At 61.5% G+C, this 21474-nt stretch carries 17 protein-coding genes and 1 tRNA gene; 9 read left to right on the top strand and 9 right to left on the bottom strand.

The window, feature by feature from the left end:
* The first annotated feature begins 2 nt into the window (after positions 1-2).
* The gene (locus ACI0FG_RS16790) at positions 3-884 is read left to right on the top strand and encodes a universal stress protein (RefSeq protein ID WP_419786159.1); all 882 of its coding nucleotides are present in this window, start codon (positions 3-5) and stop codon (positions 882-884) included.
* Between the two features lie 96 nt (positions 885-980).
* Here the strand turns inward: ACI0FG_RS16790 and ACI0FG_RS16795 are convergent, their stop codons facing one another.
* The 6 genes from ACI0FG_RS16795 to ACI0FG_RS16820 form a co-directional block, all read right to left on the bottom strand.
* Entirely contained in the window at positions 981-1430 is a 450-nt protein-coding gene (locus tag ACI0FG_RS16795) for a hypothetical protein (protein WP_419786160.1), read from the bottom strand.
* 126 nt (positions 1431-1556) lie between these two features.
* Positions 1557-4505, bottom strand: coding sequence for a PAS domain S-box protein (locus ACI0FG_RS16800; RefSeq protein WP_419786161.1), 2949 nt, complete (start codon positions 4503-4505; stop codon positions 1557-1559).
* Between the two features lie 493 nt (positions 4506-4998).
* Positions 4999-5074: transfer RNA gene (locus tag ACI0FG_RS16805), tRNA-Phe, on the bottom strand.
* A 74-nt stretch (positions 5075-5148) separates the two neighbouring features.
* Positions 5149-6933 carry an aldehyde ferredoxin oxidoreductase N-terminal domain-containing protein gene (locus tag ACI0FG_RS16810; RefSeq protein WP_419786162.1) on the bottom strand — a complete coding sequence of 595 codons (1785 nt, stop codon included), beginning with the start codon at positions 6931-6933 and terminating at the stop codon, positions 5149-5151.
* Positions 6926-7354: a 4Fe-4S binding protein gene (locus ACI0FG_RS16815; RefSeq protein ID WP_419786163.1), complete on the bottom strand. Its 429-nt coding sequence runs from the start codon at positions 7352-7354 to the stop codon at positions 6926-6928. Before ACI0FG_RS16815 ends, ACI0FG_RS16810 begins: the two co-directional genes overlap by 8 nt.
* A 43-nt stretch (positions 7355-7397) precedes the next feature.
* The gene (locus tag ACI0FG_RS16820; protein WP_419786165.1) at positions 7398-9026 is read right to left on the bottom strand and encodes a glycosyltransferase family 4 protein; all 1629 of its coding nucleotides are present in this window, start codon (positions 9024-9026) and stop codon (positions 7398-7400) included.
* A gap of 286 nt (positions 9027-9312) precedes the next feature.
* Between ACI0FG_RS16820 and ACI0FG_RS16825 the strand changes: the two genes are divergently transcribed.
* The 8 genes from ACI0FG_RS16825 to ACI0FG_RS16860 all read left to right on the top strand — a co-directional run bounded on the left by ACI0FG_RS16825 (position 9313) and on the right by ACI0FG_RS16860 (position 17524).
* On the top strand, positions 9313-10806 hold the full coding sequence (locus tag ACI0FG_RS16825) for a sensor domain-containing diguanylate cyclase (RefSeq protein ID WP_419786166.1): 1494 nt from the start codon (positions 9313-9315) through the stop codon (positions 10804-10806).
* 127 nt (positions 10807-10933) lie between these two features.
* On the top strand, positions 10934-11674 hold the full coding sequence (gene ftsE / locus ACI0FG_RS16830; RefSeq protein ID WP_419788408.1) for a cell division ATP-binding protein FtsE: 741 nt from the start codon (positions 10934-10936) through the stop codon (positions 11672-11674).
* Positions 11671-12546 carry a cell division protein FtsX gene (locus ACI0FG_RS16835; RefSeq protein WP_419786167.1) on the top strand — a complete coding sequence of 292 codons (876 nt, stop codon included), beginning with the start codon at positions 11671-11673 and terminating at the stop codon, positions 12544-12546. The genes ftsE and ACI0FG_RS16835 overlap by 4 nt, the downstream gene beginning before the upstream one ends.
* Positions 12547-12715: 169 nt before the next feature.
* The gene (locus tag ACI0FG_RS16840; RefSeq protein WP_419786168.1) at positions 12716-13141 is read left to right on the top strand and encodes a hypothetical protein; all 426 of its coding nucleotides are present in this window, start codon (positions 12716-12718) and stop codon (positions 13139-13141) included.
* 284 nt (positions 13142-13425) lie between these two features.
* Positions 13426-14439: an amino acid ABC transporter substrate-binding protein gene (locus ACI0FG_RS16845; protein ID WP_419786169.1), complete on the top strand. Its 1014-nt coding sequence runs from the start codon at positions 13426-13428 to the stop codon at positions 14437-14439.
* Positions 14440-14523: 84 nt separating this feature from the next.
* The gene (locus tag ACI0FG_RS16850; RefSeq protein ID WP_419786170.1) at positions 14524-15675 is read left to right on the top strand and encodes an amino acid ABC transporter permease; all 1152 of its coding nucleotides are present in this window, start codon (positions 14524-14526) and stop codon (positions 15673-15675) included.
* Complete coding sequence (locus tag ACI0FG_RS16855) at positions 15672-16766, top strand: amino acid ABC transporter permease (RefSeq protein WP_419786171.1); 1095 nt, start codon at positions 15672-15674, stop codon at positions 16764-16766. The genes ACI0FG_RS16850 and ACI0FG_RS16855 overlap by 4 nt, the downstream gene beginning before the upstream one ends.
* An 11-nt stretch (positions 16767-16777) precedes the next feature.
* Entirely contained in the window at positions 16778-17524 is a 747-nt protein-coding gene (locus ACI0FG_RS16860; RefSeq protein ID WP_419786172.1) for an amino acid ABC transporter ATP-binding protein, read from the top strand.
* A 139-nt stretch (positions 17525-17663) separates the two neighbouring features.
* Here the strand turns inward: ACI0FG_RS16860 and ACI0FG_RS16865 are convergent, their stop codons facing one another.
* The 3 genes from ACI0FG_RS16865 to ACI0FG_RS16875 are packed head-to-tail and all read right to left on the bottom strand — an operon-like array spanning position 17664 to position 21340.
* The gene (locus tag ACI0FG_RS16865; RefSeq protein WP_419786173.1) at positions 17664-19544 is read right to left on the bottom strand and encodes an ATP-binding cassette domain-containing protein; all 1881 of its coding nucleotides are present in this window, start codon (positions 19542-19544) and stop codon (positions 17664-17666) included.
* Between the two features lie 8 nt (positions 19545-19552).
* Positions 19553-20344, bottom strand: a complete 792-nt coding sequence (locus tag ACI0FG_RS16870; RefSeq protein ID WP_419786174.1) for an ABC transporter permease — start codon at positions 20342-20344, stop codon at positions 19553-19555.
* Between the two features lie 9 nt (positions 20345-20353).
* Positions 20354-21340, bottom strand: a complete 987-nt coding sequence (locus tag ACI0FG_RS16875; protein ID WP_419786175.1) for an ABC transporter substrate-binding protein — start codon at positions 21338-21340, stop codon at positions 20354-20356.
* Between the last annotated feature and the right edge of the window lie 134 nt (positions 21341-21474).

The following is a 21474-nucleotide window of genomic DNA, read 5'->3' on the forward strand; positions in this document are numbered from 1 at the left end:
CTATGCAAAAAGAGCTGCTGCTCGCCATCGGCGACGAACACGCAACCCCGTATACCCTCCGCTTTCTCAAGGAAATCTTCGACAACTTCTGCGATCTCAAGCTGACTCTTTTTTATGTGGCCCCACGCAAGGCCAGCTGGGCCATCGACGAGAAGGATCTCATCCCGTCCCAAAAGGGATACGACGAAATGAAGGTTCATACCAAGGAGCACGGCGTCAAGGCTGTGGATCAGGCTGCGGACTGGATTCGCGACATTGCAGGCTGCTCCGGCGCCAATGTGGAAACCAAGGTTATCCACTCCCGCAAGGGCACGGTGCGTGAGCTGGTGGATGAGGCGCATCGCGGCATGTACGATGCTCTCGTGCTGGGCAAACGGGCCATGACCTGGTTCGAGGGGGTGTTCGAGAACTCGGTCTGCCATGAGATCCTCTGGCAGGATATCGACTTCCCGCTCTGGATCTGCCGCCAGCCCCCGGCCAGACTCCGCCGCGACATCCTGCTCTGCCTGGACGGCTCCGAGGCATCCCTGCGCATGGCGGACCACGCGGGCTACATGCTGGCTGAGGAGTCGAGCCACACCTTTACCCTGTTTCACGTGGCAAAAAGCTATCAGGACAAAGACGCCACCGCGATCTTCGACAAAGGGCTGGCAGCACTTACCGACAACGGGATCAGCGAGGAGCGCATCCAGATCAAGCTGGTCACGAACTCCAATCCGGTCAAGGCCACACTGATGGAGGCGGAGGAAGGCAACTACTCGGCCGTAGGCGTGGGTCGACACAACAAGTCTGCCCAAGGGCCCATGGCGTCCATGTTCCCCAGCTCGGTGACCATCCGGCTGCTGCGGCAGCTAAAATCATCGGCGCTCTGGATCAGCAAATAGGTTGGGAAGGGGCCAGTCTCGACAATATCGATAAGCTATCGTCAAATTAAATACGATTGCCCGCTGACAAATTTAAGCTTACCGGTAAGCGACGGATCAGTCGTCGGACAAAACCGAGGCCCGGCCGTTGTGGTAGGCCAGCCGGTACGGTTCGTTGCGGACCGCAGCCTCCAGAGCCGGAGTGAGCGGCGTAAAGCTGGTGATGGAACCGCCGTTGGAAGTCACCGTGACATACACCCGCTGTCCCTTGCGGGGCTTGAAGTAGACCATGTCCTCGGACCGGCGCTGCCAGGCATATTCGTAGGTCTTGCACCAGCCGATGAACGGATTGGGAACGTAGGGGGTCTGGGCGTAGATGGTCTTAAAGATAACCTGATAGAGTGTGCCGTCCCGATTGCCGCTCATGCGCTGAACATCAGTGACAACGGCAATAGCCTTGACCTCTGATTCCTGAGCCATGCGCGAAAGGTAGTCGAGATCACGAGCGTGGGCGGCAGAGGTGGCAAACAGCAGCAACAGGCAGATAGCGACGGCGTAACTCTTCATAAAAACAGATATTTTTTCAATTTTATGTGCGTAAACAAAGACGCACCCTAGCCTGTTGGGGCAGGGAATGCAACCAGGGCAACCCTGTGCACAAGCAGCGCATAGGCGGCATCCCGCCTCTCCCTACTACTTGCCGATCCGGGCCAGTTCCTTGCGCAGTTCTTCGATATTCATGGGTTTGGTGAGATAACCGTCCATGCCTGATGAAAGTATCCGCTCCATATCCTCAGCCATGGCATAAGCGGTCAAGGCGATAATGGGGACATCGCAACAGGCCTCCCCGGCCTCTCCCTTGCGGATGGCTTGCGCCGCATCCATACCGTTCAGTACCGGCATCTGGATATCCATCAGCACGAGGTCGAAAGTCTCCTTGCGCAGCCGCACCAACGCCTCCTTGCCGTTTTCCACGCCGGCCACCATATGGCCGTCATTTTCCAGCAGACGGCGGGTGGCCAGATGGTTGACCCGGTCATCCTCGGCCAGCAGGATATTGAGGGGCAGGTACGGCGTCTCCACCGCCGGCTCGGTCCCGGCGGCTTCCTCACTGGAAACCACCGGCAACTCAAGGACGAAAAAGACCATGGTCCCCTCGCCGACAACGGAATCAATGCAGATGCTCCCGCCCATGAGTTCCACCAGGCGCCTGCAAATGGACAAGCCGAGCCCCGCCCCCTGAAATTGTCGGGTATAGCCCTCGTGGGCCTGGGTAAAGGGAGAAAAGAGCGATCCCAGCTTATCCAGTGGAATGCCCAGCCCGCTGTCTGATACGGAAAAGAGCACCCGGGCCTTGTCCGTTGTCGTGTGTATTTCCTCGGCAGCCACTTCGATGGAGCCTTCGGAGGTAAATTTAAAGGCGTTGCCGATCAAATTGATAAAGATTTGCATCAACCTGTTGGAGTCGCCCGACAACCAGCCCGGAACCGAGGGGTCCACACGGCAAAGGAGTTCGGCGCCACTCTGTCCCGAAAGATTGAACATCTCGCAGACCTGATCGATGTCTTCCGAAAGATTGAAGGGGCCGATCTCCAGGGAAAGCTTGCCGGCTTCCACACGCGACAGGTCCAGCACGTCGGTGAGCAGCCGATTGAGCCGCCGGGAAGACTGAACAGCCGTCCGCACGTATTCGCTCTGCTCATCATCCAACGACGAGGATTGCAGCAGCTGGAGCATACCGAGAATGCCGTTGAGCGGTGTCCGAATCTCATGGCTCATGTTGGCCAAAAACTCGGACTTGGACTGGTTGGCGGCCTCGGCCCGTTCCTTTTCCATTTCCAGTGCGGCCTGCACCTGCTTGCGCTCGGAGATATCCCGCACAATGGCCATGACCAGACGCTCACCCATGACTTCGGAACCGCTGAGGCTCAACTCCACATCGAACGTGGTGCCGTCCTTGCGGACATGTCGGGTCTCCATGAACAAATTTACGGAACTCAGGTCGTCGAAATCTTTACGAACACCCGCCTCGTCATAATTCGCCTCATACTCCCAGGTTTGCATACCGATGAGTTCTTCCTCGGCATATCCCAGCATCTCTGCAAACCTGTGGTTGGTTTCCACGATGCGATGCTCCTGGTCTACAATGAGAATTCCGTCATTGCTGTTGTCCATGAGGATTCTGCGGCGTTCCACCTCCCGCTCGATCTCCTCGCGGTGGCGGCGGCGTTCCGTAATGTCCTCCATGGTGCCGAGCATACGGGCTGGCCGACCCTCATAGTATTCCACCACCTTACCCCGGACGAGCATCCAGAGCAGCCGCCCGTCACGGTGCACCATCCGCACTTCCTGCTCGAAGAATTCCCTGTTCCCCTCAAAATGATCATGAAGGCTCTGGTCCACCCCGACCAGATCGTCAGGATGGCAACGGTCCCGCCAGGTCATGACATCCACTGGTTCAAGCTCGGCAAGGGTGTAGCCGAGCATCTCGGCCCAGCGTTCATTGAAAATCAACCCATCGTCGAGGGGATTCCAGTCCCAAAGGCCGAGCCCCGTCCCGTCCACGGCAAGATGCAGGCGGTTCTCGCTCTCCAGCAGGGCCTCTTCCGCCTGTTTTCGCCCGGTTACATCGTGGATGATGGAATGGACAATTTCCTTGCCCTGCACCGAAATCCGACTGCTGAAGACTTCAACGTACCGGAGTGATCCGTCTGCCAGATAATGCTGGAAATTAAACCGGCTCTGCGTTCCGAACCGAGCGCGTTGCAGCAGGACCACCAGCCGCTCCTTGGGCAGACTGTTGATCTCGAATATGCTTTTCCCCCGCAGTTCATCGCATGTCCAGCCATAGAATTTCTCCGCAGCCTTGTTGGCGTCCCGAATCATGCCGGTTCCGGGATCGAGAAGGATCTGCACTGCCTGATGCTCGGAAAAGGTCTTGCTGAACATCTCCTCACGCTCGCGCAGGAGACGCTCCATACTGTGCCATCGCATCCGACTGGTCAGGAATTTGCCGCCAAGCATGGTACAGATGGGGAAAAGCAGGAACACCGCGGCAGCAACACTTTGCAGCACGTTGAAGGGCATCCACCTGGGGAGGGTCAGCAACATGAGCAGAAGCTCCGCAAGCAGCACCACTCCCAGCAGGAAAAATTCCAGCCAGCTCACGTAGTACAGAGGCCCTTTCCGAAAATGCCGCCAGACAACACCAGTCCCCCCGGCCAGCACAATCAGCCCGACTCCGGCCCAGGCACCGACACCGCCGAGGGCCAGCCTATAGGTGCCAGTAATCAAGACAGCTACTGCCGTAGGCACCGCACCAAAAAAAAGACCGCTCAAACCGAGCAGCACCGCCCTTGTATCAATGAATATCCCAGGAGCCGGAGACCACGGCGTAACCATGATCAGCATACCTATCAGCCCGAGGCCGAGTCCGGAGGCCAGCTGCCCCAGCTTGGGACGGGGCGCAAACCATCGCCCGACCACGACATCGAACAGCAACGCCGCTGCCAACAGCAGGCATATATTCTGGACAAGCGTCAGTACGGAATGAGCTTCCACGTAGCGCGATCCCCATGTGTCGAAAGAAAAAAACACATACCTGTCCGCCAACGGGCGGATATTCTCCCTACTATTGACCATTGCCATTCCCTAAGGAGGAACTCCATTATAAAAGGGGAAAATCAGAGTTTTGAGCCATAAGACAAGTTCCTGTCACGGCAAACAGGACTTTTTGCCTCAGAATTTACCATCGGCAAGAATTCCCGCACTCCCCGCCAAAACATGGCACAAAATCAATTGTTGCGCCAAGTTAAAGCATATCCCGGACACATGGGCAATATGAAAACTCGAATTCTCAATTGAAACCCAGCCATCAACTTGTTTTTCTATAATTTAGAACCGGCTGAAGGTGCGGCAAGCGGATTACTAAAAATTCATGGGTGAAAGGAGCGGCCCCCCAATCCCCCAATGCAACTGGACAGCGACTCAGCAGCTCGGCATGAACACCGAGGCAATAATTCAATTCCCAGCAATTCCGGCCTTCATCACCGCGTTGCGCAAAAAAGGGATCATCCTGATCCGAAAAACACGAAAAAGCCTTCCATCGGATCCGATGGAAGGCTTTGATTCCAAGTGGTGCTCAGGCACAGAATTGAACTGCGGACACGGGGATTTTCAGTCCCCTGCTCTACCGACTGAGCTACCTGAGCACGCAGTCGAGGAGCAGTAAGTACCGAAACGCGGAATGGTTGGCAAGTCCTTTTTTCGGTCCGGTTCGGTTTTTTTATCTTTTCTTCATGTCGTATTGCGCCGGATCGATCTCGCCGGACGGGTCCGCGCCCATGGCCTTGATGCGCGCAGCATAGCCCACGCGGAGTTCTTCCAGGTAGTTCACGTCCAGAGGCCCCTTCCAAGTGGTGATCTCGGTGTATCGTTTTGGAATTTTGACCTTTTCCGGGTCATAGCCCATGTCCATGCGCAGCCGCCAGCGAGCGCATTGGATGCGGTTGCCGATGTCCTTCAGCTTGCCGTTCAGCTCGCCGTAGCCCAGGGCGTCCAGGGCCTCGGCCATGACGTCATCCTTGTAGACGCCGCGAGAGAACAGGCAACCCACCATGGAGTTGAGCACGATGCGGTCCCGGCCGTCGTTGACCAGAAAATCCAAGGCCGGTCCGGCCTCCCGCTCCTCATGCTTCTGGTCCCAGGAATAGCCGCCCGCATCCAGATGCGCATGGCGAAAACCGAGCGCCTCGGACACGAAGAAGACCTCGCCCGTGGCGTATCCGGCCATTTCCTGGCCGAGCACGCAGGCAAAATCCTCGCCGCCATAGGTCTGGGCGCACTTCATGGTGCCCTGGGACAGCAACCGATAGAAATCGTTAGGCGGGGTGCCCAGGTATTCCACGCCCTGCATGTAGGTGTCGGCATCGCCCCAGTTGAAACGGACCAAGGTCTCCTTCTCGGAGATGACGCCCTTGTCCAAGGCCTCAGTGCACCAGGCCAGGGCCACGCCCGCGCTCATGTTGTCCAGCCCCACCTTCTCGATGACATCCAGGATGCGCAGCACCTCGCCGGGGTCCGTGACCTCCAACATGCCACCGCAAGAGAAGATGGGCTCGTAGTCATACCCCACCTGCCGGTAAAGGTACTGATTATTGGCCTGGAATTGCTCACGCACAAAACCCACATGGATGCAGCCCACCGGGCAACCGGCACAGGCCGCATTGCGCAGCAGGGTATCGTCCGCAAAGGTTTCGCCGGAAATCTTCTCGGCCTCCGGGCTGCTGGTCTGTTGCAGATTCTTCCAGGGCAGGCTCTTCAGGGCGTTGAGCGGGCTGATGTTCACGGCCGTGCCCACGCCATGGTACTTGGCCATCATCTCGGTGGTGGTCAGTTGCTCGAAAATATGCTGGTAAAGCTTGGGATACGCCTTGCCTTCGGGCAGATCAAAACCCCTATCGCCCAGGATGCAGATACCCTTGAGGTTCTTGGCACCCATGACCGTGCCGCCGCCCAGCCGCCCGAAGTGGCGGTAGGTGTCCACATTGATGCAGGCATAGGCGGAGAGGTTCTCGCCTGCCGGACCGATGCGCAGGATGGAACGGCGACCGGAGCCGGGAAAGATTTTGCGCAGCACACGCCCCGCCTGCAAGGCGTCAAAGCCGCGCATGTACTCCACATCGCGGGTCTCCACCCGGCGCGAGCCCACGCACAAGGCTGTCAGCCTCGGCGCACGCCCCACCACCACCAACGCATCCAGATCGGCAAACCGAAGCGACAGAGCGGATTTCCCGCCCGCATAACTCTCTGCGTATTGGTTATGGTAGGGGGACCGAAAGGCGCAGCAGGTCTTGCTCATGAGCGGATAGTAGCCCGTCAGCGGCCCGATGGTCAGGATAAACGGCTGGTCCGGGTGGTCCCAGTCCGCGTCAATGAGGCCGTACTTGCGATACAGCAGGGCCGCAAGGCCGCTGCCGCCCAGAAATTCCGAACGCCCGCCGATTTCCACTATATTGGTCTTGCCAGTGGTCAGGTTGGCCACCATGACGCGGAAGTAATCCCTAATCATCGGCCGCCTCCCCGCCCTTTTCGGGCAAATCCACCAATTCGAGACAGTCGTGCGGACAAAAGGCCACGCACCGGCCGCAGTGGATGCAGACATAGGGGTTGACCAGATGGTCCAGGAAGATGGCGTCCACCGGGCACGCCTCGGCACACTTGCCGCAACGGATACACAGGTTCGCCTTGTGCATGACGCCGCCGTCCCGGCGCGGGGTCATGGCCCCGGTGGGACACGCCTCGGCGCACGGGGCCGGGCTGCACGCCAGACACACCTTGGCCTCAAATCCGGTGGAGAGTCCGCCCGCCGAAGCGATGCGGATGCCGGCCTTGTTCCACGACAGGACCTTGTGCACAACCCTGGCACAGGCCAGGGAGCACGAATGGCAGCCGATGCACCGCTCCATGCGCGATGCCCTGAGTGCTTTCATATTCGCCTCCGTCACCCATTCCGTCACGGAAAGGGGTGCGGTCTTATTCCTTTACGATTTCCAGAATGTCATGCTTGAGTGCCCAGAGCACATGATTTTCCGCCATGGCTTCATCCAAATGCGGCTCCAGCCCGACAAGCTTGCGCATCAGCGTGCCGCTGTCAACGGCTTTACGGGCCAGAAAAGCCAGTTTCCGGGCCGTTTCCGGCTGGATGGTCCACCCCATGCCCGCGTACAACGTGGGGAAATCCTTCTCCCGATAGAAGGCCTCGCCGGTACGACCGGTGCGGAGCATGGTGCCCGGTGCCAACAGCCGGGTAGGATAGTGGCCGAAGAGACGGCCATAGGGCATGGACTGGGGATGATCCACCGCACGCAAGGCCTCCGGGTCAACCGGGGTTTCCCACAGGCGGTCCCACAGCTCCAGATACTGCCGGATCACCCCGCTCCAGGAGAAATGGGAGCAGACCCGCTGCCGGGCGGCCCCGCCCATGGTCCGACGCAGCTCCGGGGACCGGATAAGCGCGCCCAGGGCCTCGGCCAGAGCCGGAATCTCCACGGCCGTGCGCTGGGCCAGCAGCAGGTGGTACTGGTTGTCAAAGAGCAAGGGCGCGAGCAGGTCCGCGTCCGGCGTGTCCGGTGCGCCGATGGTCGGCACCAGCATCCCGGTCTCGCCGTGGACCACTATGTCGCGGTAGCCGTCATAGTCCGAAACAACAGAGGGCAGCCCGAAAGCCCCGGCCTCGACCACGGTGATGCCGAAGGTCTCCTGCGGATTGTCCGCGATGGAAATGAAGATGTCGGCCGAACGGAACAGCTCGATCTTTTCCGCTTCGGTGGGCCGGGCGTGGACGGTCAGGGGGATGGCGGCATTGGCGGCCAGCCCCTTGAGCATCGGCAGGTAGTCGTCCCGCTCGTCCGCCCATCCGGCCAGGACCAGTTCCACGGACGAGGGGTCCAGCCCGTCCGCCGCCAACCGGTGCAGGGCGCGCAGCAGCGGCAGCAGATCCATCTTGGAATGATGGGAGAGCCGGCCAAAGACCAGCAACCGCACCGGCCCGCCTTCGGGGCGCTCCGGGTTCGGGGCCATCTGTTCGGTATCCACGGCCAGCGGGATGCGCGCCAGCGTGGGCGCGGAAAAACGGTCCTCCGCCAGTCCATACCCTTCGCGCAGCCAGGCAAAGAACCGCTCCACGGCCTCGCTCCCGGCCGAGGACGTGCAGACGATGGCATCGCGCGCCGTGGCACCGGGCCACAATTGGCGCAGAAACGGCCCGCCGTAGTTGGCGTAGCTCAGGGAATGGATGATGCCGGTGATGGGAAAGATTTCCGGGGCGTAGCGGTTGCGCAGCCGGGCCAGCGCCGGTTGGCTGACAATGCAGTCCGAAAGATGGAAACAATGGAACCGCTCGCGGGATAGGACGCCCGGCAGATCCCGGCGATCCAGGATGCGGATGCGCCCTGCGTCGATCAGGGCCGGAGCCGTCTTTGACAAATGTTCTCTGAGAGCCCCGCCTATGCCCTGATCACCAAGGAAAAAACAGTACTCATCAAGAGGGTCGGCACGCAGCAGGGTATCCAGAAAACGGACGTTGGCCACCGTGCGCCCCAGCACCGGTCCCGGCTCGTAAAAAGGGTCCAGCGTCCCCCATCTTCTTTTTCCTTCGGGCATACTTGGGTAAAAACCGCATTGACCCGCTTTGTCAATGGATTTTGCCCCCGGCCCTGGCGGAACAGCGGCCGAAACAGCACCAAAAGGAAAATAATTCCTCTTTATATATGGCTGTTCCGTATTCCTGCTTCAAAAAAATGGTCCGGTATCCTGTGGCGATAGCCTATGGAAAACTCTGTTTGCCTCTTTTTTTGCCGCCAGGGGAAAAACATTGGCCCCCATCTTGCTCTGTGTCTCATGCGGACGCCCAGTGCGTCGGTTTTTTGACTGTCAAGGAGACGGAGACATGCAGAAGAAGACCATGAAACGGGGCAAGCGACCGGAACTCATGTGGGGACTGGGCCTGACGGACGAGCTGGAACGGCAGATAGCCGAAAGCGTCGGCCCCGGTTTTCACATGCGTAATTTCGCACCGGATTCCCTGCCGGGTGCCAAGGCACTGCACCAGGAAGAAAAGCCCTCCACCACCTGGATTCCCTGGTCGGTATGGAAGGGCTTGGGCGAAGACCGCCAGGAGCAGTACCGCGAATTCGAGTCCACCCAGCGCATCCTCATACAGGAAGAAACGGACGACACCCTGGAAATGGACCGTGTGCTGAGCGAGGGTTTCCTCACCGTTATCCGCGCACCGCTGACCCGGCCCAAGGTCCAGGACGTGCTTTTCCGCGCCAAGGAAACGGCCAGCATGTACTCGGACATCTACCGGATGACCGAGGAGATCATGCTGGAACGGGAACTGCTGGCCCGCAAGACGGACCAGCTTCTGTTCCTGAACAAGATTCTGGCTTCGGCCACCGAGAGCCTGGACCCGTCCACCATTCTGCTCAACGCCAAGGAGACCCTGGGGCTAGTCCTGCCCATCAGGATGCTCAACGCGGTCTTCTGGAGCCATCAGGCGGATTCCGAAGTGGCGGACATGGAAATTTTCCTCAACGGCAAGATGACGCCGGAGAATGAAGGACTGTGGTCCGAGCAGTTGCTGGCCGCAGCCGCGGATATGGGCAGCGGCCCCATCAACGGGTTCCACATCCTGCATATCGACCCCAAGCGCCGCCCGGAGTTCGGCATGAAGCCCACCGAGGGACGGCTGGTCAGCCTGCCGCTCACGGCGGGCAACCAAACCTTCGGCTGTCTTTCCATTCTCTGCGAGGCAAGCTACCGCCTCGGCAAGGATCAGGTGGAAACCTTCCGCTCGGCGGTGAACCACCTCGGCCTTGCCCTGCGCAACGCCCTCGCCTTCAAGGAAGTCAAGCTGCGCGCTGACCGCGACGGCCTGACCCGCATCTACAACCGCCACTCCTTCGAGGAGCGGCTGGTCTACGAAATCAAGCGCCGCCGCCGCTACAATCATGATCTCTCCCTGCTCATGTTCGACCTGGACCACTTCAAGCAGGTCAACGACACCTACGGGCACAAGGCGGGCGACATGGTTCTGCGCAAGGTGGGCGAAATATTGACCGAAACGTTCCGCACCACCGACCTTCCGGCCCGATACGGCGGCGAGGAATTCGTGGTCCTGCTGCCGCACACCAGCGAGAATGCCGCATGGAAGCTGGCCGAACGGGTACGCGGTGCCATCGAATCCACCCAGTTCGAGTACGACGGGCACGTCTTCACGGTCACGGCGTCCATCGGCGTAGCCTCGGTGGAAGCCGGTGCGCTGACCAAGGACGACGACCTCATCGTCAAGGCGGACAAGGCCCTCTACGAGGCCAAGAACAACGGCCGCAACATGGTGGTCATCTCCAAACCGCCCATATCCCAGGCCGCTCATCTGTAGGCCCTCTCTATCTCCGATCTTCCGGGCCGACGCCGCATGGCGTCGGCCTTTTTCGTCCCCCCCCGGTCATGCAAAGCCGTCACCACCCTGTACAAAAGGGCCATGGGCGGGTACAGACCATACCATGATGGTCAAAGTGGATCGCCTCTCCCACAACTTCGGGGCGTACTGGGCGCTCAAGGATGTTTCCTTTTCCCTGGGCAAGGGAGAGTTCCTTTTCCTGACCGGACACTCCGGGGCGGGCAAATCCACCCTGCTCCAACTCCTCTACGGCGCACTCCCGCTCAAACGCGGGCGGGCCACGGTGGCCGGGGTGCAGCTCAACAATCTCAAGAAGCGGTACATCCCCCTGCTCCGGCGCAAGGTCGGTGTGGTCTTTCAGGATTTCAAGATCCTGCCCAGGCGCACGGTGTTCGACAACGTGGCCATGGCTCTGGAGGTGCGCGGCATGGCCCGTACCCACCTGGAGCGCCGCGTCCGGGCGATCATCCGGGCCATGGGGCTGGAAAACAAGAGCTACTCAACCTGTGAGCGTCTCTCCGGCGGCGAGCAGCAACGCGTGGCCATAGCCCGGTCCATGGTCTCCAGCCCGGAACTCATCCTGGCGGACGAACCCACCGGTAACCTGGATTTCGACCTGACCATGCACCTCATGGAAATTTTCAAGCAGTTCAACACATACGGCACCACCGTCATCATGGCCACCCACAGCCGCGAGGTGCTGGACTGCGTGCCGGACGCCCAGGTACTCCACCTGCAAGACGGCCGCATTGCCGACGCGGACGGCACCATCCCCCCGGACGACGCCCCCCTCGACGACGAGCCCTTGGACGACGATTTCGACGATGATGGGGAGGACGATCTGTGATCACCCAGTTCTTCCGCCTCACCCTGCGCGGCATAGCCGATCTCCGGCTCCATCCCTGGGCCCAGCTCCTGACCCTGGTGGCCGTGGCCATGGTCACACTGCTCACCGGCTTCATCCTCATGGGCCTGTTCAACGTCAATCAGCAGATACTCAAGAGCCGGGGCGAGGTGGAGTTCCAGATATACTGGAAGACGGACCTTTCCGCCGAGTCCGTGCTCAAGGACTGGGACACCATCCGGGCCATGGACCACCTCTCGGAACTCAAGACATTCACCCCGGAGAACGCCTTGACCGAACTGGCCACGGCCTTGGGCGAAACCGGCGATTTTTCCTGGCTGGCGGACAACAACCCGCTGCCCTACTCCGGGCTGGCCATCTTTGCCGTGCCGCCCGAGGCGCAGAACACGGGCTGGACCGAGTCCCTGCTCACCAGCCTCAAGACCCTGCCCGGCGTGGACAAGGTCAACTACACCCCGTTCCAGGCGGACCTGGCCCAGGGCTGGCGCACCATGTCCCGGGTAATCTTCTGGCCCGTTCTCGGCTTCCTCGGCCTCATCGTCGCCCTGGTGGTGCACAATACCATCAAACTCTCGCTGCTCACCCGCATGGACGAGGTGGAAATCCTCTCCCTGGTGGGCGCGCGCCCCGGCTACATCCGCTGGCCCCTGCTCACCGGCGGATTCATCCAGGGCATCCTCGGCTCGGCCGGGGGTATCGGGATGCTCCGGGCCGTCCATTCCGCCACGGCCGAAATGCTCGATTTCCCGCCCCTGCTCATAAAAATCCAGTTCCTGCCCTGGGAGCAGCAGGCCATCCTGGCCGGTGCGGTCACCCTGGTCGCCACCCTCAGCAGCTGGGTCGCCGTCAAGTAAGGCTGCACCTCGTCAACGCGCCTGGGCACTCTTTCCTCCCGAAAAAGTATACTATTCCGGTTTGATAAAAATCAGTCGTGACGCTTGATCCTCCCTTCGATCCACTGTAGGCAAAGGAATGCCCGCACGTTTGCGGCCCACCGCAACCACTCACACGGAGGCGACAGACATGGACACTGCCACGGAAAAAGCGATTACTGAATTTCTCGACACCTGGACCGAAGACAGCAACGGAACCAAGGCAAGCTATCTGGGACTCAAGGCGCACCTGCAAGGGCTGGACGGCGTTCAGCTCGCCTTTGTGGCCCGGCCCGGCATCACCTACTCCCTGCGCGCCACCCACGCCAATCAGAAGAAGCGCGGCCTCTTCGCCATGGTGGACGTCATCGACGATGACCCGGCTGACCGCTGGCTTTCGGTCTGTTTCTACAGGGAACTGGTGGACGACCCCGAAGGGCTGGGCGACGAGGTGCCCGGAGGGCTTCTGGGCGAGGATGCCCGCTGTTTCGACCTCTACGAGGCCGACGCCACCATGGAGCAGTACATCAAGGACCGGCTGACCGCGGCCTGCCTTTCCGCTTCCAGGGAAGAATAGTCCCCTGCCGGTCATTGTCCGGGGCGGCCATCCGGTCTGCCCCGGACCAAAACGACAGACGCACCTCCCTCCTTCCACATTCCGGCCGCAACAGGTTTTCCGGTTTTCGTATCGGCACCACATTATCCAGGACCGTTTCCCTCCCCTCTCTTTCCCGGTTGCCTGTTATCGCTTCCCCAAAGCCGCTCATTGACAGCAATGGGCCTATCTGTAACACATCCGTAACGTAATCGTAACACTGTCACTGGCCGACGTCCCTTTTGCCGGCCACGCGAGGAGAGAGAATGAAAACCATCGGCAGACTGATGTTGATCCTTGCGGTGCTGGCTCTGGCCTCCACCGCCCTGGCGGGAACATTGGAAAAGGTACAGAAAAACGGCGAGCTGGTCCTCGGCGTGAGCGAAGGCGTGGCAGGATTCTCCGCCCCGGACTCCAACGGCAAGTGGACCGGTTTCGACGTGGACATGGGCCGTGCCGTGGCCGCCGCCGTGCTCAAGAACGCGGACGCCATCAAGTTCGTCCCGCTGGCCTCCAAGCAGAAGATCGTGGCCGTTTCCTCCGGTCAGGTCGACCTCTCCCGCGGCACCACCTGGACCATGAAGCGCGACTGCAAGCAGGGCGTGGATTTCACCGTGGTCCTCTTCTATGACGGACAGGGCCTGATGGTGAAGAAGAGCCTGGGCGTGACCAAGGCCCTCGACCTGGACGGCGCGTCCGTGGCCGTGGTCTCCGGCACCACCTCCGAGCTGAACGTGGCCGACTTTGCCCGCAAGAACAAAATCAAGCTGGAAACCGTGGTCTTCGAATCCAAGAAGGAAGCCTTCAACGCCTACGTGGCGGGCCGGGCCGACGCCTTCACCACCGATGTCAGCCAGCTGGCCTCCCTGCGCGCGGGTTCGGGCAATCCCTCCGAGCATATCATTCTGCCCGAGGTCTTTTCCAAGGAACCCCTTTCTCCCTTTGTCCGCCACGGCGACCAGCAGTGGAAGGATCTGGTCACCTGGGTCCTCTTCGGCCTCATCGAAGCCGAGGAAAAGGGCATTACCCAGGCCAACGTCCTGGACATGAAGGCCAAATCCACCGACCCGATGGTCCGCCGTATGCTCGGCGCCACCGGCGATGTCGGCTCCTTCATCGGACTGGACAACGACTGGCTGGTCCGGGCCATCCAGGCCGTGGGCAACTACGGCGAGATGTATGACCGCAACTTCGGCCCCAATACCAGGCTGAACATCCCCAGAGGCCGCAACAACCTCTGGACCGAAGGCGGCCTGATCTACGCCATGCCGATCCGCTAGCAGGACCGGCTCCTACGAGTATCCGACGCACCGGCCGGGCAAACCGGCCGGTGCGTCATCTCTCAAACAAACAGGCCGTTTATTTTGCAAGCCCCGACAAACAAATTTCCGCTGGCCGCCATACTGGCCCAGACCCTGGTGGTCGGGGTGATCCTCTATGTGGTCTGGCAGCTCTTTCAGAACACCCAGGCCAACCTGGAGGCACGCAACATCGCCTCCGGCTTCAGGTTTCTCTCCGTTGAAAGTGGCATGCCCATCAACGATACGCTGCTGGCCTACACCCCGGCCGACACCTATGGCCGGGCCTTCTGCATCGGCATCCTGAACACCCTGTTCGTCTCGGTCCTCTCCATCGCCATGGCCACGGTGCTGGGCGTGCTGGTGGGCGTGGCCCGGGTCTCGGCCAACTGGCTGGTGGCCAAGCTGGCCGCCGTGTACGTGGAGCTGTTCCGCAACATCCCGCTGCTGCTCATCCTCTTTTTCTGCTACTCCATGCTCCTGGCCTCGCTGCCCTCACCACGGAAGAGCCTCAGCCCCCTTGCCGACATCTTCATCAACAACCGGGGCGTGTACGTGCCCCGCCCGGAACTGCTGGACGGCGGCGGCTGGATTCTGCTGGCCCTGGCCGTTGCCGTGGCCGCGTCCCTGCTCCTGGTCCGCCGCTCCCGCAAGCTGCGCGACGCCACCGGGCGCGGTCTCCCCGCCGGATGGCTCTCCCTGGGGCTGATCGTGGTCCTGCCCACAGCCGCCTACTACCTCGCAGGGCAGCCCATCCACTTCGATGTCCCGGTCCTGCACGGCTTCAACTTCAAGGGCGGCATGGTGCTCAAGCCGGAATTTTCCGCCCTGCTTCTCGGGCTGGTTCTCTACACCGCCGCCTTCATCGGCGAAAACGTGCGCAGCGGCATCCAGTCCGTGGACAAGGGACAGCTCGACGCGGCCAAGGCCCTGGGCCTCAAACCCGCCACGATCATGCGCAAGGTCATCCTGCCCCAGACCCTGCGCGTCTGCATCCCGGCCACCACAAACGACTACACCAGTCTGGTCAAGAACAGCTCGCTGGCCGTGGCCATCGGCTACCCGGACATGGTTTCGGTGGGCGGCACCATCATCGGCCAGAACGATCAGGCCATTGAGATCATCGGCATGTGGATGGCCGTGTACCTGAGCATCAACCTCATCCTCTCCCTGATCATGAACTGGTTCAACGCCAAGGTGCAACTGGTGGAACGATGAGCGAGACAAAGACTTTCACCCCCACTCCCTCCTCGCCGCCGCCCATGGCCTCCACCGGCGTCATCCACTGGCTGCGCGAGAACCTCTTTTCCGGCTGGTTCAATTCCCTGCTCACTCTGCTGGCCCTTGCCCTGATCATCAAGGTCGTGCCGCCGCTGGTCTCCTGGGCCCTGGTCCACGCCACATGGTACGGCGGGCCGGGTATCTGCGACGATACCTCCGGCGCGTGCTGGGCCTTCATCGCGGCCAAGGCTCGCGTCATGCTCATCGGCACCTATCCTCCGGAACTGGTGTGGCGCCCGCTGGCCGCCGGGGTGCTGCTGGCGGGCGTTGTTGCCGCCACGGTCAGCGGGAGGTGCAAGCGGCGCGTGCTTACCGGGCTGTGGCCCCTGTTCTTCATCATCGCCCTGTGGCTGCTGGGCGGCGGGTCCGGCCTCGCGGAAGTGGACCAGTCCCGCTGGGGCGGCCTCATGCTCAGCGTGGGCCTTGCCGCCGTTGGCATCCTTGTCTCGGTGCCCTTCGGCATCCTGCTCGCCCTGGGCCGCCAGTCCAAAATGGTCGGCATCAGCTCCCTGAGCACCGGATTCATCGAATTGATACGCGGCGTACCGCTCATCACCATCCTGTTCATGGCCTCGGTGATGATGCCCCTCTTCCTGCCCACCAACCTACAGATCAACAACCTGCTGCGCGTGCAGACGGGCATCATCCTGTTCTCGTCCGCCTACATAGCCGAGGTGGTGCGCGGCGGCCTACAGGCCGTGCCCAAGGGCCAGATAGACGCGGCCAAGGCCCTGGGCCTCGCGCCCTGGATGGTCACCCTCTTCGTGGTCCTGCCCCAGGCCGTGCGCCACGTCCTGCCTGCGCTCATCGGCCGCTGCATCGCCCTGTTCAAGGACACGTCCCTGGTCATCATCGTCGGCCTGCTGGACTTCCTGGGCATGGCCAAGGCCGCGTCACAGGACCAGCTCTGGCTCGGGTTCGAGGTGGAGAGCTACGTGTTCTGCGCCCTGGTCTACTGGGTCATCTGCTTCGGCATGAGCCGCTACGGCCGCAGCCTGGAAAAACGCGGCCCCCAAACCAATCGTTAAGGGTTTTCACTATGGATATGTCGCAAGTGGTCATCGACGTTAAGGGATTGAACAAGTGGTACGGCGAGTTCCACGTGCTCAAGAATATCGACCTGGAAGTGCACAAGGGCGAGCGCATCGTCATCTGCGGCCCGTCCGGGTCCGGCAAGTCCACCCTCATCCGGTGCATGAACCGGCTGGAACGGCATCAGAAAGGGACCATCACCGTGGACGGCACGGAACTGACGGACAACCTCAAGGGGTTGGAGAAAATCCGCAGCGAAGTGGGCATGGTCTTCCAGAACTTCAACCTCTTCCCGCACATGACCGTGTTGGAAAACCTCACCCTGGCCCCGGTCTGGGTGCGGCGCATGCCCCGGCGCGAGGCCGAAGCCACGGCCATGCGCTATCTGGAGCGGGTACGCATTGGCGAGCAGGCGGGCAAATATCCGGGCCAGCTATCCGGCGGCCAGCAGCAGCGCGTGGCCATCGCCCGCGCCCTGTGCATGAACCCGAACACCCTGCTCTTCGACGAACCCACCTCCGCCCTGGACCCGGAGATGATCAAGGAAGTGCTCGACGTCATGGTCTCCCTGGCCGAGGAAGACATGACCATGGTCTGCGTCACCCACGAGATGGGCTTTGCCCGCACCGTGGCCGACCGCATCATCTTCATGGATCACGGCGAGATCGTGGAACAGAACTCGCCGGAAGAGTTCTTCTCCAATCCGCAGTATGACCGGACCAAGCTTTTTCTCAGCCAAATATTGCATCATTAAAGAAGGTGAGGAAGCCCCTTTGGCGGGACGGTCGGGGGATGTCGCCTCCGGCGGCTCAAGGGCTGGGGCCCTTGAGAATTCCGTTCTCGCCTGCGGCGAAGGGGTTTTCTTGATAAGGAGGGACATGGTCCCTCCTTTTTTAGTTTGCTCGTCGGGTCAGGCTGGGGCCGAGGAGGGTTTCCACCTGCCGGGGGCCCAAGGCCATGCGATAGAACAGGGCGTAGAATTCCCTTGTCTCGCGCACGATGTCCCAGTCGAACCATTCGGGATAGAGCAGATTCGAGAGCCAGATCAACCCCATGATCCGGTTGACCGACGGCGGCCGGTCGAACCAGTGGTACATGGCGGCAGGGGGTTCGTAGACGTCGCCGCTTCGCACGGCCTTCAGCCCGGACCAGAACGGGTCGGTTTTCACCCGATTATACAACCGCTGTGGCGACTTGCCCTCTTCCGAGATCATGATGATCACGTCCGGATTCCAGCGGGCCAGATCATCCGCCGCCACCGGAGTGCGGCCGCAGCCCCGCTGCTCGAAAACCTCGGCCGCATTGATACCCCCGGCATGTTCGATAATTTCGCCATGACGGGATTTTCTCGGCTCGGTGAGCAGTCCTGTAGGTGACTGGGCATAGTAGACCGTACGCCGCTCTCCGCGCGGAATCTGGGCCACGGTCTTCTGGATGTGAAAATACTTGTCCTCAAAATAGTCTGCCAGGAGATTGCCCCGGTCCTTAGCCCCCACCAAATCACCCACGCGGCGCAGGACATCGCCCGTGCGCTCCAGCCCGCCGTCATAGACCAGTACGGGCAGCCCCAGCTCGGCCTGGAGCCGGTCCGCCTGGGCCACCTCCACGGTATCCAGCGCGGCCAGAGTGAGCGAGATCACCAGATCGGTCCCGGCCCGGCGCACGGCCTCGGGATCAAAGGTGTGTTTGCCACCGCCGAAGTCGCCGCCCATGACGCCCAGCACGGGCAGGGAAAGGTAATCCTGATCCGCCACCATCCGCTCCGGCGGCATGGGGGGCATTCCCAGCCCAGCGATCTTGTCCGGGGCCAGGGCGAACATCAAGGCCGTGACCATGGGATTGTAGCCGAACACGCCGTCCACCTGCGCCTTGACCGCGACCTTGCGCCCGGCCATATCCGTTATCAGCCGGGTTTCCGGCATACTGACAGGCTTGAACTCCACCATGCGGACCTCCTTCTTCGCTATGCGCCGGGAACAGACCCGGCCCTGTTTCGAGAATAAATTGGAAAATTCGGAAAGACGAGCCGGAGCGGGTTCGGCCCGCTCGCCATGGCTCCCCAGGGCTTCGCCCACCTGCGGGACCGCGAGCAGGTCGGCCACGGTCTCCCGGATGAAGGTGGAATCCCGGGCCGCAAACGGTGCGTCCACGGTCCGCTCATGCACCACGCGCCCCGGCGACGGGGAAAAGACCGCGATACGGAGGCTCATGCGCACCGCCTCGGCCAGATCGTGGGTGACGAACACGGCGGCCAGCCCCCGCTCCTCGATGAGGGAACGAACCAGGTTCTGCAACTCGCGACGCAGCCCCACGTCCAGGCCGGTGAACGGCTCGTCCAACAAAAGCAAATCCGGCTGCACGGCCAGAGCACGGGCCAGCGAGACCCGCTGACGCATACCGCCGCTCAGTTCATGGGGATACTTGTCCAGATCATCGGGCCGCAGCCCCATACGGGTGGCCAATGACCGGGCCTCGGCAAGTCGCTCCCGCCTGCCCCGGCCCAGCGCCTTGAGGCCGTAGGCGATGTTGTCCAGCACCCGTCGCCATGGGAGCAGGCGGGGCTCCTGAAACACGCAGGCCGTGCGCCCGAACGTATTGTCCACCTGCCCGGCCTGTGGCGAAAGCAACCCTGCCGCCATGTTCATCAGCGAGGTCTTGCCGCACCCGGAGCGACCGGCAAGGCAAAGCACCTCGCCTGGACGGACCGCGAGGCTCACCCCGGCCAGTACCGGTCCGGCACCGTAGGAAAGGGAGACATTGCGCCAGTGCAGCATGACCAGGCCTACCCGTTGGGCGCGATACGGGCGCGCCAGGGTTCCAGCCGCCGCTTGAGCGGATTGAGGACCAGCAACTCCACGGCCAGGAGCAGGACCAGCAGGACGATGATCCAGGCCAGGACCTCGGCCATGTCCAGATTGATACGCGCCAGCGCCAGATTCGCGCCGATGCCGTTGGTGGACGCGAGTAGTTCGGCCATGACCGCCACCTTCCAGGAGAGACTCAGGGCCGTGACCCAGCCGGGGAAGAGATAGGAAAGGATGTGCGGCAAATGCACGTCCATAAGCAGCATGATGCGCGGCGTGCCAAAGGATCGGGCCATGTCCTCCAGCCCCCGGTCCCGGGTGCGCGCTCCTTCCACGGCCACGGCAAAGCAGACCGGCAGGGCCGTGACCACCACGGTGAAGACCGGCGTCAGCCCGGTGGTGCCGAACCAGAGCATGGCCAGGACGATCCAGGCGATGGGCGGAATGCCGAGGAGCATGGAGACCACGGGCTGGAGTGTCCGGGCCAGAGCCGGATGCAACCCGGCCAGAATGCCCACCGAACTGCCGAACAAAACGGCCAGCCCAAACCCGCAAAGGGCGCGGACCGCAGTCAGCCACGCCGCGCGGGCTACCACCCCTTCGCGGAACAGGCGCACCAAGGCCTCGCCAGCCTCCTGGGGAGAAGGCAGGATGAATGGCCCGTACCAGACGCTCCCCAGCCACCATACGGCCAGGAACAGGGCTATCCCGAGTACGGGATACCGACTGTCATACAGAATACGAGCTATACCGTTTTCTTCCCGTCTCACGGTACCTTTTTACGCCAGATAGAAGGCGTCGTCGGGCAGCTTGCCGCCGGTGAGCTTGGGGGACATCTCCATCAACGCCTTGTAGTAGAACTCCAAATCCTTGCGCGCCGCCCGGGCAGTCTGGCGGCGGATGGGGAACCGCTCCAGGGACTTCTGCATCACCGGGGCCTTGAGCCCGAACATTCCCGCAAAGGCCTTGGCCGCATCGGCGGGGTGGCTGTTGATCCACTCGATGGCTTCGCCGATGCCTCCCTGAACCGCCTGCTCCACATCCGGATGCTCGTCGGCCAGGGAGGCCTGGCACATGGTCCCACCCAGTGGAAGGAACAATTTGGAACCACTCACCTTTTCCCATTCGCCCTGATATTCTATGCGGGTGAGCTGCTTGCCTGCCATCTTGCCTTTCATCTCGGCCGCAGTAGCCGCCGGTTCCGGCAGCAGGACGGTGGAGGCGCGTCCCGAAAGCAGCATTTGCAGGGCCTCAAAGGGAGAATCCACATAGGAAAGCGTAACGTCCTTGTCCGGGTCGATTCCCTGCTTGGATGCGAGGTAGCGGGTAATCATGTCCGGGATGTCGCCACGGAAAAAGAGCAGGACGGCCTTGCCCTTGATGTCGGTGAAGGATTTGATGGACGGGTCGGCGGTGATCAGGCTGAGAATGCCGCCGTTGTTCACATCCATAAGTCGTACGGGTACGCCCTTGTTGTACATGATGGCCGCTGCATTGGCCGGGGTGGCCGCCACCTGGACCTCGCCGGAAACGACCCAGGAGCGCATGATGTCCGGGTTGCGCCACTGCTTCATCTCCAGTTGGGCCACCTTGGCCGTGACGCCGGGTTCTTGGGCCAGCCGGGCCAAGGGCAGGCTCAGGGGCGCGGGCGGTCCGGCCAGGGCGAGGCGCTCCAGCGATGCGGCACGGGCGGTCGCCATGGGCAAAAAGGGAAACAAGGCCAGGGTCTTGGCACTCAACCTGAGCATATCTCTGCGGGTCATCATCCGGGTTCTCCCTTGCAACGGGTTGGGCGCGTCCGGCGAAGACCCGGGGCTGCGGGTCCCCGTGGCGCGCGTCGAGGTGATTGCTACCTGCGCTGGTACGCAGGATCGGGCAGGCGAACGCATCGATGCGGGCG

Source organism: Pseudodesulfovibrio sp. 7M6 (genome assembly GCF_050058625.1).
In the GTDB taxonomy this organism is placed as follows: domain Bacteria; phylum Desulfobacterota; class Desulfovibrionia; order Desulfovibrionales; family Desulfovibrionaceae; genus Pseudodesulfovibrio; species Pseudodesulfovibrio salinus.